Origin of the sequence: Saccharopolyspora montiporae (assembly GCF_015209505.1) — a bacterium.
Lineage (GTDB): Bacteria > Actinomycetota > Actinomycetes > Mycobacteriales > Pseudonocardiaceae > Saccharopolyspora > Saccharopolyspora montiporae.
The window spans coordinates 1-14,353 of sequence record NZ_JADEYC010000046.1 but is presented as its reverse complement, the minus strand read 5'-3'; the positions used below and the strand labels follow the sequence as shown (position 1 = coordinate 14,353).

Here is a 14,353-nt window from a genome sequence, read left to right as displayed (position 1 = left end):
GGGTCAGCCCGGCAGCCCGGAGGCGCGCCAGGCGTGCCTGCCCGGGCGCAGCGGGCGCCGCCCGGCGGGATGGCGCAACCCCGCCTCGCGGTCGGCCCACACCGACATGCGCGGCGGGGCCGCCGGTTCCTGGGCGGCGGCGGAGGCCGCGGCCGCGGTCAACGCGGTGGTCAGCGCCGCGATCTCGGCCTCGTCGGGTTCGCCGCGCACGACGCGCAGCACCGGGCGCTCGTCCGGCTGCGGGGCCGGCCCGTCGTCTTGGCTCATGGGCACCTCCGGCGTCCGGTCATCGGTCACAGCGGGATGTTGCCGTGCTTCTTGGCGGGCAGGCTGGCCCGCTTGTCGGCCAGCATCCGCAGCGAACGGGCCACGTGCCCGCGGGTGTGCGACGGCGGGATGACCGTGTCCACGTAGCCCCGCTCAGCCGCCTCGTACGGGTTGCACAGCGTGTCCTCGTATTCCTGCTGCAGGTCCGCCCGCACGGACTCCACGTCCTGCCCCGCCTCGGCCGCCTCGGTCAGCTGCCTGCGGTACAGAATGTTGACCGCGCCCTGCGCGCCCATGACGGCGATCTGCGCGCTGGGCCAGGCGATGTTGATGTCCGCGCCGAGGTGCTTGGAACCCATCACGTCGTAGGCCCCGCCGTAGGCCTTGCGCGTGATGACGGTGACCAGCGGGACGGTCGCCTCGGCGTAGGCGTAGAGCAGCTTGGCGCCGCGGCGGATGATCCCGTTGAACTCCTGGTCGGTACCGGGCAGGAAGCCGGGCACGTCGACGAAGGTCAGCACCGGGATGTTGAACGCGTCGCAGGTGCGCACGAACCGGGCGGCCTTCTCGCTGGCGTCGATGTCCAGCGTGCCGGCCAGCTGGGTGGGCTGGTTGGCCACGATGCCGACCGGCGAGCCCTCGACCCGGCCGTAGCCGGTGAGGATGTTCGGCGCGAACATGCTGCCGACTTCGAGGAACTCGCCCTCGTCGACCACCCGCGCGATGACCTCGTGCATGTCGTAGGGCTGGTTGGGTGAGTCCGGCACGAGGGTGTCCAGCTCGCGGTCGGCGTCGGTGACCGAGTCGGCCACCGAACCGGATGCCTCGGCGGAGCCACCGAACACCGGCGGTTCGCTGAGGTTGTTGCTCGGCAGGAAGGACAGCAGCTCCTTGACGTAGGAGACCGCGTCGTCCTCGTCCGAGGCGAGGTAGTGCGCGTTGCCGGAGCGGGAGTTGTGCGTGCGCGCACCGCCGAGGTCCTCGAAGGTGACGTCCTCACCGGTGACGGTCTTGATCACATCCGGGCCGGTGATGAACATGTGCGAGGTCTGGTCGACCATGACGGTGAAGTCGGTGATCGCCGGGGAGTACACGGCACCGCCGGCGCACGGGCCCATGATCAGCGAGATCTGCGGGATGACGCCGGAGGCGTGCGTGTTGCGCTTGAAAATCTCGGCGTACAGGCCCAGCGCCGCGACACCTTCCTGGATGCGCGCGCCGCCGGAATCGTTGATGCCGATCAGCGGGCAGCCGGTCTTGAGCGCCAGGTCCATGACCTTGACGATCTTCTCGCCGAAGACCTCGCCCAGCGAGCCGCCGAACACGGTGAAGTCCTGGGAGAACACGCAGACCTTGCGGCCGTCGACCGTGCCGTAGCCGGTGACCACGCCATCGCCGTAGGGGCGGTCGGCGTCCATGCCGAAGTTGGTCGTGCGGTGCCGGGCGTGCACGTCGAGTTCGACGAACGAGCCCGGGTCCAGCAACATGTCGACCCGCTCGCGGGCCGTCTTCTTGCCCTTGGCGTGCTGCTTCTCGACCGCCCGCGCCGAGCCGGCGTGCACCGCCTCGTCGTTGCGCCGGTACAGATCCGCGAGCTTGCCCGCGGTCGTGTGGATGTCCGGCACCTCGGCCGGCGGCTCGCCCACCGGCTCAGTCGCGCTGCTCATGCAACCAACCTGTTCGTCGTCACCCGTGCTCGGCAGCGGCCTGCCCCACCGGCGGGCCGCAGCGGATGTGTGCACCCGCGACCACGACCCTAGCTGCCCGAGCAGACCTGATCGGAGTGGAGGCTAGCCGCGCGCACGTGCCTCGGTCAACGTCGGAAGTGATCGGCAGTTAGCTCCCGAACCTCTCGGGAACCCGCTCTTCCAGGGACGATGCCGGCCAAGTGAATACCCGCTAGCAATCCGACTCGGTCTGCACCGCGGTGTCGAGCATGACGGCCGTGCCGATCGCGCAGACCGCTTCGACGTGCCGCGAACCGCCGGTGCGCGCCATGTCGTTGGCGGCGGTCAGCGCCGCCTGGACCAGGATCCGCGCGCGCACCTGGTCGAGTTCCGGCCGCGCCTCGCACAGCAGCCCGACCCACTCGGCGACGTAGGCGTGCTGGGTCTGCCGGATGCGGTGCCGCTCGTCGTCGGGCAGGTGGTTGACCTCGCTGACCAGCGCGTCGATGAACCCGCCCTGGTCGAAGGCGAAGGTGGTGTAGGAGCGCAGCAGCTCGCGCAGCGCGGCGGACGCCTCCGGCTCGCTGGCCAACGTGCGTTCCAGCTCGACCTCCAGCCAGGCCGCGCCGCGGGTCAGCACCGCCCCGAGCAGCTCCTGCTTGCTGGCGAAGTAGTGGTACAGGCTCGGTCCGGCGATGCCCGCGGCGGCACCGATGTCCTCGGTGGTGACCTCGGTGTACCCCCGGTCGGAGAACAGCCGCGCCCCCGCGGACAGCAGCAGCCGTCGGCGCGAGGCCCGCCCGGACAGCGAGGTCGGACGCCGCGCAGCGCGCCCGCGCCCGGCCAGCTGCAGCGGCGGCTGCTCGCAGACGACCCGCACGCAGGACCGCAGCAGCTGCTCGAACGCGGCGCGGGACAGTTCGACCCGGTGGTACGACGGGCTGGTCAGCACGCTGAACGCGCACCAGCCGCGGAACCGCGCGTCCTGACCGGTCAGGTCGGGGCGGAACGCACGCACCATCCCGGTCAGCCCGGCGGCCACCTGGCGCAGTTCGGCGCGCAGCACGTCGCGCTGCTGGACCGGCAGGTGCCGGGACTCGCGCTGCCAGAGCACGCCGAGCTGGCGGTGGTCCAGCGCGGCCCCGGCCAACGCCCCCGCGGTCGCGTCCAGATCGGCGCCGGGCCGCGCGCAGATCTCCGCGAACGGCTGGAACTCTTCGAGCACCAGCCCGGTGAGCAGCTGCTGCTTGCCCGCGAAGTGCCGGTACAGCGCCGACGGACCGACGCCGACGGCCGCGGCGATGTCGTTCATCGACACCCGGTCGTAGCCGAGCCGGTAGAACAGGTCCGCGGCCGCCGCGGTGATCAGCGTCCTGCGGTTGCCCGGACGCGTGTTCCGGGGCGGCGGAGGGGACGTACCGCGCGCCTCGACCATCCTGGGCCTCCCGTCGTCCGGTGCACCGGCCTGGACGACCGTGCCGACCCGACGTTAGGGGGTGCGCCCGGGCGCACCGCGACCAGCCTCCGCCCGCGTTCAGCCGTACGAGGCCATCAGCTGCTCGAACGGGACCGGATCGTCGAACCCGTCGGCCACCGGGGCCGATTCGCGTGCTGCGACCAGCGGGGCGAACTCCGCCGCCGCGCGGTCCACCCGCTCGGACAGCGCGCGGCCGGCCCCGCCACCGCCCCAGTCCTCCGCCGCCGCGTACACGGCGGTGGGCACCACGACCGACCGCAGGTAGCCGAACATCGGGCGCATCGCGTGCTCCAGCACCAGCGAGTGCCGGGGCGAGCCGCCGGTGGCCCCGAGCAGCGCGGGTGTGCCGATCAGCGCTTCGCCGTCGAGCACGTCGAAGAACGACTTGAACAACCCGCTGTAGGACGCCTGGAACACCGGGGTGACCGCGATGAGGCCGTCGGCGGCGGCAACCGAGTCCAGGACCGCGCGCAGCTCCGCCCCGGGGAACCCGGTCACCAGGTTGTTGGCGATCTCCTTGGCGTGCTCGCGCAGCTCGACGACCTCGACCTCGGCCTGCGCACCGCGTTCGGCCAGCTCGCGCACCGCCGCCGTGGAGAGCTGGTCGGCCAGCAGCCGGGTGGACGAGGGCCGGCTCAGCCCGGCGGACACGACGACGAGACGGCGGTCGGTCATCGGGAGACACCTTCTTCCTGCTGCTCCTGCTGCTGGGCCAGCAGCGCGGCGTGCGTGGGCGCGTCCGGCACGTGGCTCGGGCGCTGCTTGGCGAACTCCTCGCGCAGCACCGGAACGACCTCCTCGCCGAGCAGGTCGAGCTGTTCGAGCACGGTCTTGAGCGGCAGTCCCGCGTGATCCATCAGGAACAACTGGCGCTGGTAGTCGCCGAAATCCGCGCGGAACCGCAGCGTCCGGTCGATGACCTGCTGCGGGCTGCCCACCGTCAGCGGCGTCTGCTCGGTGAACTCCTCCAGCGTCGGACCGCCGCCGTAGACCGGTGCGTGGTCGAAGTACGGCCGGAACTCGCTGACGGCGTCCTGCGAGTTCTTGCGCATGAACACCTGCCCGCCCAAGCCGACGATCGCCTGGTCGGCACTGCCATGCCCGTAGTGCTCGAAGCGGCGCCGGTAGAGGTCGACCATCCGCTTGGTGTGTTCGGCGGGCCAGAAGATGTTGTTGTGGAAGAACCCGTCGCCGTAGTAGGCGGCCTGCTCGGCGATCTCCGGGCTGCGGATCGACCCGTGCCAGACGAACGGCGGCACGCCGTCCAGCGGCCGGGGCGTGGCGGTGAACGACTGCAGCGGGGTGCGGAACCGCCCCTCCCAGTCGACGACGTCCTCGCGCCACAACCGGTGCAGCAGGTGGTAGTTCTCCAGCGCGAGCGGGATGCCCTGCCGGATGTCCTGGCCGAACCACGGGTAGACGGGTCCGGTGTTGCCGCGGCCCATCATCACGTCCACCCGGCCGTCGGCCACGTGCTGCAGCATCGCGAAGTCCTCGGCGATCTTGACCGGGTCGTTCGTGGTGATCAGCGTGGTGGCCGTGGACAGCTGCAGCCGCTCGGTGCGCGCGGCGACGTAGCCGAGCATCGTCGTGGGCGAGGACGGGACGAACGGCGGGTTGTGGTGCTCGCCGGTGGCGAACACGTCCAGTCCGACCTCGTCGGCCTTAAGCGCGATCCGCAGCATCGCCTTGATCCGCTCGGCCTCGGACGGGGTGCGGCCGTTGGTCGGGTCGGTGGTGACGTCACCGACCGAGAAGATTCCGAACTGCATCTGCGCTCCTCAGCAACCGAGCCATTCGTTGTCAGTCTAAACTACTTCCACGAACGATTCTTCATCGCGAGTCATTCCCGCGACACCTCCCGAGCGCCACGTCACACCGGACGACACACCGCGGAACCCGCTCGCCCGGGGCGGCTGGCTAGACTCCGCGGCGATGACCACCCCGGATGAGGCCCCCGCGATCGATGGGGCCCCCGCGATCGACGAGGGCCCAGCCGACGACGCCCGGGACGTCCTGCGCCGGGTGTTCGGCTACGAGGACTTCCGCGGCAGGCAGCGCGAGATCGTCGAGCACGTGATCGGCGGCGGCGACGCCCTCGTGCTGATGCCCACCGGCGGTGGCAAATCGCTGTGCTACCAGGTCCCGTCGCTGGTGCGGCCGGGAACCGGGATCGTCGTCTCCCCGCTGATCGCGCTGATGCAGGACCAAGTCGACGCGCTCACCGAGCTCGGTGTGCGGGCCGGATTCCTCAACTCCGCGCAGCAGCCGCACGAGCGCCGCGCCACCGAGGAAGCCTTCCTGGCCGGCGAACTGGACCTGCTCTACCTGGCACCGGAGCGGCTGCGCACCGAACCGACCGCCGATCTGCTGGACCGCGGGCGGATCTCGCTGTTCGCCATCGACGAGGCGCACTGCGTGGCCCAGTGGGGCCACGACTTCCGGCCGGAGTACCTGCAGCTGTCCGTGCTGCACGAGCGCTGGCCGTCGGTGCCGCGCATCGCGCTGACCGCCACCGCCACCCCGCGCACCCGCGAGGAGATCTCCACCCGGCTGGAGCTGACCGGGGCGCGGCACTTCGTCGCGGACTTCGACCGGCCCAACATCCGCTACCGGATCGCCGCCAAGGCCGAGCCGCGCAAGCAGCTGCTGGACCTGCTGCGCACCGAGCACCCCGGCGACGCCGGGATCGTCTACCGGTTGTCCCGCGCCGATGTGGAGCGCACCGCGGAATTCCTGTCCGGCAACGGGATCGACGCGGTGCCGTACCACGCGGGGCTGGACGCCTCCGTGCGCGCCCGCCACCAGGAGCGGTTCCTGCGCGAGGACGGCGTGGTCGTGGTGGCCACCATCGCCTTCGGCATGGGCATCGACAAACCGGATGTGCGGTTCGTGGCCCACCTCGACCTGCCGAAGTCCATCGAGGGCTACTACCAGGAGACCGGGCGGGCCGGGCGCGACGGGCTCCCGGCGACGGCCTGGATGGCCTACGGCCTGCAGGACGTGGTGCAGCAGCGCAAGATGATCCAGTCCTCCGACGGCGACGAGGCGCACCGGCGCACGCTCACCGCGCACCTGGACGCGATGCTCGCGCTGTGCGAGACGGTGGACTGCCGCCGGGTGCGGCTGCTCGCGCACTTCGGCCAGGAATCCGGGCCGTGCGGCAACTGCGACACCTGCCTGACCCCGCCGGAGTCCTGGGACGGCACCGTGGCGGCGCAGAAGCTGCTGTCGACCGTGGTGCGCCTGGACCGGGAGCGGAACCAGAAGTTCGGCACCGGGCAGATCGTGGACATCCTGCGCGGCAAGCGCACCGCCAAGGTCGAGCAGTTCCGGCACCACGAGCTCAGCGTGTTCGGCGTCGGTGCCGAACTCGGCGACGCGGAATGGCGCACCGTGGCGCGCCAACTGCTGGCGGCCGGGCTGCTGGCCGTCGAGGGCGAGTACGGCACCCTGGTGCTCACCGCGAGCAGCTCGGAGGTGCTGCGCCGCGAGGAGCCCCGGACCGTGCGGCTGCGCAGCGAACCGCAGCGCAGCGCCGGCGGCTCCGGTGCCGGGACGAGCCGGGCGAAGAAGGGCGGGACCCCGCAGGAGCTGCCCGCCGAGGCCGAGCCGGTGTTCCAGCACCTGCGCGCGTGGCGCGCGGCCACGGCCAGGGAGGAGAACAAAGCTCCGTTCGTCATCTTCCACGACGCGACGCTGCGCCAGATCGCCATCACCAAGCCCGGCAGCCCCGAGGAACTGGCCACGATCAGCGGGGTCGGCGAGAACAAGCTCGCCAAGTACGGCGACCAGCTGCTCGCCGCGCTCGCCGAGGTGTGAGGCTCAGCCGCCGGTACGGGAGCGCTGGCGCAGCACATTCTTGCGCAGCTTGCCGGTGGAGGTCTTGGGCAGGTCGCCGAACACGACGTACCGCGGCGCCTTGAAGCGGGCGATCCGCTCGCGCACGTGGTCGATGAGCTCCTGCTCGGTGGTGCGCGCACCGCTGCGCAGCGCCACGTGCGCGACCGGCACCTCGCCCCACTTCTCGTCCGGCACGCCCACGACCGCGGCTTCCAGCACGTCGGGATGCGCGGTCAGCGCGTTCTCCACCTCCACCGAGGCGATGTTCTCCCCGCCGGAGATGATCACGTCCTTGAGCCGGTCCCGGATCTCCACGTAGCCGTCCGGGTGGCGCACGGCCAGATCGCCGCTACGGAACCAGCCGTCCAGCGTGGCCGCCGCGGTGGCTTCCTCGTCGCGGTAGTAGCCCAGCATCACATCGTTGCCACGCAGCAGGAGTTCTCCGGCCGTCTCCCCGTCCGCCGGCACGTCGCGCCCCTCGGGATCGGCGACCCGCACCGGTTCGGCGATGACGTTGGCGATGCCCTGCCGGGCGATCAGCCGGGCGCGCTCATCGGGTGCGCGCGACGCCCACTCGGGCTGCACCTCGCAGACCACCGCGGGCCCGAAGGTCTCGGTCAGCCCGTAGAGGTGGCGGACGTCCAGCCCCAGTTCGCCGGTGCGCTCCAGCAACGCGGGCCACGGCGGCGCCCCGCCGGCGAACACCCGCACCACCTGCTGCGGCCGAGCGGCGGCGGGATGCTCGGTCAACCCGGTCAGCACCGTAGGGGCGGCGCAGAAGTGCGTAACCCCGTCCTCGTGCACCGCACGCCAGATCTCGGCCGGGTCCACCGCACGCAGGCACTGGTGCACCGCCCCCGCCGCGGTCACCGCCCACGGGAAGCACCAGCCGTTGGTGTGGAACATCGGCAGCGTCCACAGGTAGCGCGCCGAGGTGTCCAACTGCGCGTGGTAGGCCATCGCCAGCGCCTGCAGGTAGGCGCCGCGGTGGTGGTACATCACGCCTTTCGGGCGGCCGGTGGTGCCGCTGGTGTAGTTGAGCGAGAGCAGCCCGCGCTCGTCGGTGATCTCGTGCCGGTGCGGTTCGGCGCCGCGCAGCTCGCGCTCGAACCGGTCCGCGCCGACCGCCTCGGGAGCGTCGGCGCCGAGCTCGCCCAGCGCCCGCTCGGCGAGCTCGGTCAGCGCATCGTCCACCAGCAGCAGCCGAGAACCGCTGTGCTGCAGGATGTATCCGATCTCGGCCGCGGACAGCCGGGTGTTCAGCGCGACGAGCACCGCCCCGGCCAGCGGGACGCCGTAATGCGCCTCCAACAGCACCGGTGAGTTGGGCGCGAGCACCGCCACCCGGTCCCCGGGCTGGATCCCGCGCGCCACCAGCGCGCCGGCCATCCGTTGCGCGCGATCCCAGAACTCGGCGTAGGAGCGAACGTCGGCGCCGTCGACCACCGCGGGGCGATCGGCGAACACCTCCGCAGCGCGCTGCAGGAACGACACCGGGGACAACTCCCGAAACGCGATACCGGACACCGCGCGCTCCTCCCGCATCGGGTCACCGAGCGCGGCGCAGCATAGCCCCGAGCCGAGCCCCCGCGCGAGACCTCAGAACTCGAAGCCGCCCGGCCTGCCGTTGCGGTCGGCGATCAGGCCGGCCAGCGTGGCCAGCGCGATCTCCGGCGGGGTGCGGGAACCGATGTTGAGTCCGACCGGGCGGTGCACCCGGGCGATGCTCTCCTCGGCGACGCCGAGCTCGCGCAGCGCCGCCACGTGCGGGCCTTCGTGCCGCGGGTTGCCGAGCACGCCGATCCACCGGCTGGGCCCGTGCAGCGCATCGCGCAGCACGGACCCCAGTTCCGGCCGGTGGTGGTCGGTGACCACGATGTCGGTGCCGTCGTCGAGCCCGGTCACCGCCTGCTGCACCGGGATTCCGCCGTTGCGCGCTTCGGCGGCGCGCTGCGGGTCCGGTTCGACCAGCCGCACCGCGAACCCCAGCTCGCGCCCGAAGTGCAGCAGGTGCCCGGCGACCGGACCCGCGAACACCGCCGCCAATGCCCGCTCCCCCACCTCGGCGGGAGAACTACCGTGCGCCACCGCGCAGGATTCGTCCGACATGCGCGCAGTCTGCCACCGCGGCTCAGCGCCGGACGGCGGTGGCCGACCACGCCGGCGCGTCGACGATCTCGCCTTCGGCGACGCCGAACGCCGCCGCGGAGTCGCCGCGCGCCACCCCGCGGTAGTGGGCCCGTTCGAGGCGGGTCAGTTGCCAGCCGTCCGCGAACGCGGCGCGGATCTCCGCGGCGCTGACCCGCGGGCCGATCTGCGGTTCGGCATCGGCCAGCGCCAGCAGGTGAACCCGGCCGCGGACCGCCCGGTGCAGGCTGCGCGTGTAGCGGAGCTGGTCGGCGGTCCCGAAGATGTGGAACAGCGCGCTGTCCAGCACGGTGTCGTACACCGCCTGCGCGGACAGGTCGAGGGCGTCGGCCTGCTCGAACCGGACCTCGACCCCGCGAGCGGCCGCGGTGGCCCGGGCCCGTTGCAGTGCTGTGGGCGAGGCGTCGATGCCCACCACGTCGTAGCCCAGCGCGGCGAGGTGCACCGCGTTGTCCCCGGTCCCGCAGCCGATGTCCAGCACGGTCCCGCTGACCTGCCCGGCGCGTTCGAGCTCCACCAGCGCCGGCTGCGGCTGCCCGATCACCCAGGGCGGATCGCCCTTCCGATAGCCGTCCTCGAACACCGCGGTGTCCACCGAAGTCTCCATCGGCCCTGCCTCCTCGTGCGCGGCCCGCCCGGTGCGGACCCGGTACGGCCACGGTGCGACTTCCAGCGCGCTGCAAGTCAAGGCTTGTGCACCGGGGAAGCCGCAGGCGGGGTCGCGGTGTTGTACCGGGTGCCGCGGCAGCCGAGCGGAGCCGTTCGGCGTGACGTGGGTCTCGCTGATCTCGCCCCGGAATTATCCGAGGGCTACTGACGTTAGTTGATAGTAGAAGACTCAAGGAGATGGCTGCGGCAGCCAGCAACACTGTCGCGAGGAGGTACGGAATGGCCACGTTCTTCGGACCGGTCGGCGGCGGACCGTTCGACGACTACTTCGCCCGCTTCTTCGGCACCGACGACACCTCGCCCCGCTCGCGTCGGATCGACATCACCGAGCTGATGACCGAGCAGGCGCAGCAGTTGCTGGGTGAAGCCGTCGGGTACGCGCGGGAGCGCGGGCAGAACGACCTGGACGCCCTGCACCTGCTGTGGGCTGCGAGCAACCAAGAGCCCACCCGGCGGATGCTGAACCAGGCGAGCGTGGACGCGGACTCGTTCAGCAAGCGGATCGAGGAGCACCTGCCCGCCAAGTCCGGCACCCCGGTGTCCGACGAGCAGGGGCTGACCGTGACGCTGGCGGCGAAGACCGTGCTCACCGACGCGCACCAGGTGGCGCGGGCCCTGGGCTCGACCTACATCGGCCCGCAGCACATCCTGCTGGCCATGGCGGCCAACTCCGACTCGGAGACCGGGCGGCTGCTGTCCGCGCACGGCGCGGGCCCGGAGTCGCTGCGCTCGGCCCAGCAGCAAGCCGAGCAGGCCGGCCCGGACGGCGGCGCCCAGTCCGGCAGCACCGAGACGCCCACGCTCGACCAGTACGGCACCGACCTGACCGAACGCGCCCGCGGCGGCGAGCTCGACCCGGTCATCGGCCGCGCCGACGAGATCGAGCAGACGGTGGAGATCCTGTCCCGGCGCACCAAGAACAACCCGGTGCTCATCGGCGAGGCCGGTGTCGGCAAGACCGCCATCGTCGAGGGCCTGGCCCAGCGCATCGTGGACGGCCAGGTGCCGAAGGTGCTGGAGGGCAAGCGCGTCGTGCAGCTGGACCTGTCCGGCATGCTCGCCGGCACCCGCTACCGCGGTGACTTCGAGGAGCGGATGACCAAGGTCATCGACGAGGTTTCCGGCAACAGCGAGCGGATCATCCTGTTCCTCGACGAGCTGCACACCGTGGTCGGCGCCGGTGGCGCCGAAGGCGCGGTGGACGCCGGCAACATGCTCAAGCCGCGGCTGGCCCGCGGGGAACTGCACGTGGTCGGCGCGACCACGCTGGAGGAGTACCGCAAGAACATCGAGAAGGACCAGGCCCTGGAGCGCCGGTTCGGTCCCGTGCAGGTGCCCGAACCGACCGTGGCCGACACCGTCTCGATCCTGCGCGGCCTGCAGGAAAGCTACGAGCAGCACCACCAGGTCCACTACACCGAGACCGCGGTCGACGCGGCGGCCCGGCTGTCCGACCAGTACGTCACCGACCGGTTCCTGCCGGACAAGGCGATCGACCTGATCGACCAGGCGGGTGCGCGCAAGCGTCTCGCGGCGCTGTCCCCGGACTCGCAGGAGGCCGGCATCCGGCAGCGCGTCGAGCAGCTGGAGCAGGACAAGGAGCAGGCGGTGGCCGCCGAGGAGTACGAGCGGGCCTCCGAGCTGCGCGACCGGATCAACCAGGCGCAGCGGGAGCTTCAAGAGCTCGGCGCTTCCGAGCAGGCCGAGGTGCTGGAGGTCACCGAGGAGGACATCGCCGAGGTGGTCTCCCGGGCGACGGGCGTGCCGGTCAGCCAGCTGACCGCGGCCGAGAAGGTCCGGCTGCAGCGGCTGGAGCAGGAACTGCACGAGCGGGTCGTCGGCCAGGACGACGCCGTGCGGGCGCTGGCCCGCGCGGTGCGGCGCTCGCGCAGCGGTCTGGGCGATCCGAACCGGCCCGTGGGCAGCTTCCTGTTCCTCGGCCCGACCGGTGTCGGCAAGACGGAGCTGGCCAAGGCGCTGGCGGCCTCGCTGTTCGGCGACGAGAAGCGGATGGTCCGGCTGGACATGAGCGAGTTCCAGGAGCGGCACACCGCCAGCCGGCTGGTCGGGGCGCCGCCGGGCTACGTCGGGCACGGCGAGGCCGGTGAGCTCACCGAGCAGGTGCGGCGCCACCCGTACTCGGTGGTGCTGCTCGACGAGATCGAGAAGGCCCACCCGGACGTGTTCAACACGCTGCTGCAGGTGCTCGACGACGGGCGGATGACCGACGGCCAGGGACGCACGGTCGACTTCAGCAACACGGTGCTGATCATGACCAGCAACCTGGGCTCGGAGCTGGTCTCCAGCAGCGGCGGCGCGATCGGCTTCAAGAGCGGCGAGGAGTCCCCGGCGCTGGACGAGCGGATCATGCCGAAGCTGCGCGAGGCGTTCCGCCCCGAATTCCTCAACCGCATCAACGAGATCGTGGTGTTCAAGCGGCTGGACGGCGATCAGCTGCACACGATCACCCGCATGCTGCTGGAGCAGACCGTGGAGCGGTTGCGGGCGATGGGCGTCGAGGTCGAGTTCACCGACGCCGCGGTCGGCTGGATCTCCGAACGGGGCTACCAGCCCGAGTTCGGGGCGCGGCCGCTGCGCCGGGCGATCGAGCGCCAGGTCGACGACCGGATCAGCGACCTGCTGCTGGACGGCAGCCTCACCGAGGGCAGCCGGCTGCGGGTCGACGCCGAGGACGGCGAGCTGACCACCACCGTCGACGAACCGGCCACTGCCTGACCGGGGTCGAACACCGCGGGGCGGGTGCGCACACCGGCGCACCCGCCCCGCTTTCGCGCGTGCCCGCCGGCACCGCTCAGGCGACGCCTTCCGGACTGGCCCCGCCGATCTCCACCGCGTCGGCGGTGATCCGCTCGATGTTGGCCAGGTCTTCCTCGGTGAGGTCGATCTCGGCCGCGGCGATGCTGTTCTCGATGTTGCGCGCGCTGCGTGCCCCCACGATCGCCGCGTGCACGCCCTGCTGGGCCAGCACCCAGGCGATCGCCAGCTGGCTCACCGAGATCCGCTTGCCGGCGGCGAATTCTTCGAGCCGGTCCACGATCTCCAGGTTGCGCCGCAGCGCCTCCCCGCGGAACGCGGTGGACTGCGCGCGCCAGTCGCCGGATTCGAACCGCGTCTCCGGGGTGATCGTGCCGGTCAACAGCCCGCTGGCGAGCGGGCTGTAGCAGAGCACGCCGATGTCGTGCGTGCGGGCGTAGGGCAGGATCTCGGCCTCGATCCCGCGCCGGAACAGGTGGTACGGCGGCTGCAGCGTCTCCACCGGCCGCGTCCGGTCGAAGTCGGCCAGCTGGGCCGCGTCGTAGTTGGACACCCCGGCGTGCCGGATCTTGCCCTCGTCGACGAGTTCCTGCAGCGCACCGGCGGTTTCCTCGCTCGGCGTCCGCGGATCGGGCCAGTGCACCTGGTAGAGGTCCACGTGGTCCACGCCGAGCGCGCGCAGGCTCTGCTCGACACCCGAGCGCAGCGAGGACCGGCCCGCGTCGCGGCTGCGCGCAGCTCCCGGAGCGATCCCGCCCTTCGTCGCGATGACCAGGCTCTCCCGGTCCCGGTCGAGCTCCTGGCGCAGCGCCCGCCCCAGCAGGGCCTCGGCCTCGCCGAACCCGTACCCCTGCGCCGTGTCGAACAGGTTGACGCCCAGCTCCCGCGCGTGGCGGATCGCCCCGGTGGCCGCCTGCTCGTCGTAGGAACCCCAGTCCCCGCCGACCTGCCAGGTGCCGAAGGCGATGCGGGAGACGTCCATACCGGTCTTGCCCAGGATCGTGCTGCGCATGCCCCCATGACACCGCAGCCGGACCGGTTCCGCGCGGCGGCTGCTGGGTGCTGGCGCTCAACGATGCGGTCGGCGAGTCGATGGCCCTGGCCGACGCGCTGGGCGTGGACCCGCGGGCGTTCCTGGACGCGATCGCGGGGCTCCGGTACCGATTCACCGTATGCGCACGTCAAGGGCGGGGCCGTCCTGGAGGACGATGACACACCCTCGTTCACGGTGACCGCGGCGCTCAAGGACGCCGAGCTCATCCGCAGCGCCACTGGCGACGGGCTGCGCCTGGACATGGCCGAGGCCGCGCGGCAGCGGCTGCACCGGGTGCACGACGCCGGGTACGCGGACCGCGATATGGCCGCCGCCTCCTTCGCGTCTTTCCTCGACCGCTAGCGGCGGGCGCCGGACTGCGGCTGCTGGGGCGGGCGCGGCGGCTGCGGCGGGTGCTGCTGCGGCGGGTGCTGCTGCCCCGGTCCCGGGCGGCCCGGCGCCCCGGGCGGGGGC

12 protein-coding genes are annotated in these 14,353 nt (G+C 72.0%); 3 read left to right on the top strand and 9 right to left on the bottom strand.

Annotated features, from left to right (window positions below):
* Positions 1 to 3: 3 nt before the first annotated feature.
* The 5 genes from IQ251_RS19185 to IQ251_RS19165 all read right to left on the bottom strand — a co-directional run bounded on the left by IQ251_RS19185 (position 4) and on the right by IQ251_RS19165 (position 5,183).
* Positions 4 to 267 (bottom strand): acyl-CoA carboxylase epsilon subunit, encoded by a 264-nt coding sequence (locus IQ251_RS19185; RefSeq protein WP_193930438.1) that lies wholly within the window; start codon positions 265 to 267, stop codon positions 4 to 6.
* Positions 268 to 293: 26 nt separating this feature from the next.
* Complete coding sequence (locus tag IQ251_RS19180) at positions 294 to 1,934, bottom strand: acyl-CoA carboxylase subunit beta (protein ID WP_193930436.1); 1,641 nt, start codon at positions 1,932 to 1,934, stop codon at positions 294 to 296.
* A 232-nt stretch (positions 1,935 to 2,166) separates the two neighbouring features.
* Positions 2,167 to 3,369, bottom strand: coding sequence for a TetR/AcrR family transcriptional regulator (locus tag IQ251_RS19175; protein WP_193930434.1), 1,203 nt, complete (start codon positions 3,367 to 3,369; stop codon positions 2,167 to 2,169).
* Positions 3,370 to 3,468: 99 nt separating this feature from the next.
* A complete protein-coding gene (locus IQ251_RS19170) occupies positions 3,469 to 4,086 on the bottom strand; it encodes an FMN reductase (RefSeq protein ID WP_193930432.1) in 618 nt (205 codons plus the stop codon).
* Positions 4,083 to 5,183, bottom strand: coding sequence for an LLM class flavin-dependent oxidoreductase (locus tag IQ251_RS19165; RefSeq protein WP_193930430.1), 1,101 nt, complete (start codon positions 5,181 to 5,183; stop codon positions 4,083 to 4,085). The genes IQ251_RS19170 and IQ251_RS19165 overlap by 4 nt, the downstream gene beginning before the upstream one ends.
* Positions 5,184 to 5,346: 163 nt before the next feature.
* Between IQ251_RS19165 and recQ the strand changes: the two genes are divergently transcribed.
* The gene (recQ, locus tag IQ251_RS19160; protein WP_193930428.1) at positions 5,347 to 7,233 is read left to right on the top strand and encodes a DNA helicase RecQ; all 1,887 of its coding nucleotides are present in this window, start codon (positions 5,347 to 5,349) and stop codon (positions 7,231 to 7,233) included.
* Between the two features lie 3 nt (positions 7,234 to 7,236).
* Here recQ and IQ251_RS19155 read toward each other — a convergent pair whose 3' ends face one another.
* The 3 genes from IQ251_RS19155 to IQ251_RS19145 form a co-directional block, all read right to left on the bottom strand.
* On the bottom strand, positions 7,237 to 8,781 hold the full coding sequence (locus IQ251_RS19155; RefSeq protein WP_370591507.1) for an acyl--CoA ligase family protein: 1,545 nt from the start codon (positions 8,779 to 8,781) through the stop codon (positions 7,237 to 7,239).
* A gap of 72 nt (positions 8,782 to 8,853) precedes the next feature.
* Entirely contained in the window at positions 8,854 to 9,363 is a 510-nt protein-coding gene (locus IQ251_RS19150) for an XdhC family protein (protein WP_193930424.1), read from the bottom strand.
* Positions 9,364 to 9,385: 22 nt separating this feature from the next.
* The gene (locus tag IQ251_RS19145) at positions 9,386 to 10,009 is read right to left on the bottom strand and encodes a class I SAM-dependent methyltransferase (RefSeq protein WP_193930422.1); all 624 of its coding nucleotides are present in this window, start codon (positions 10,007 to 10,009) and stop codon (positions 9,386 to 9,388) included.
* 281 nt (positions 10,010 to 10,290) lie between these two features.
* On the opposite strand from IQ251_RS19145, the gene IQ251_RS19140 reads away from it, so the two are divergent.
* Entirely contained in the window at positions 10,291 to 12,807 is a 2,517-nt protein-coding gene (locus IQ251_RS19140; RefSeq protein ID WP_193930420.1) for an ATP-dependent Clp protease ATP-binding subunit, read from the top strand.
* A 76-nt stretch (positions 12,808 to 12,883) separates the two neighbouring features.
* On the opposite strand, the gene IQ251_RS19135 is transcribed toward IQ251_RS19140, so the two are convergent.
* Positions 12,884 to 13,858: an aldo/keto reductase gene (locus IQ251_RS19135; RefSeq protein WP_193930418.1), complete on the bottom strand. Its 975-nt coding sequence runs from the start codon at positions 13,856 to 13,858 to the stop codon at positions 12,884 to 12,886.
* 216 nt (positions 13,859 to 14,074) lie between these two features.
* Between IQ251_RS19135 and IQ251_RS19130 the strand changes: the two genes are divergently transcribed.
* Positions 14,075 to 14,242, top strand: a complete 168-nt coding sequence (locus tag IQ251_RS19130; RefSeq protein WP_193930415.1) for a hypothetical protein — start codon at positions 14,075 to 14,077, stop codon at positions 14,240 to 14,242.
* Positions 14,243 to 14,353 lie beyond the last annotated feature (111 nt).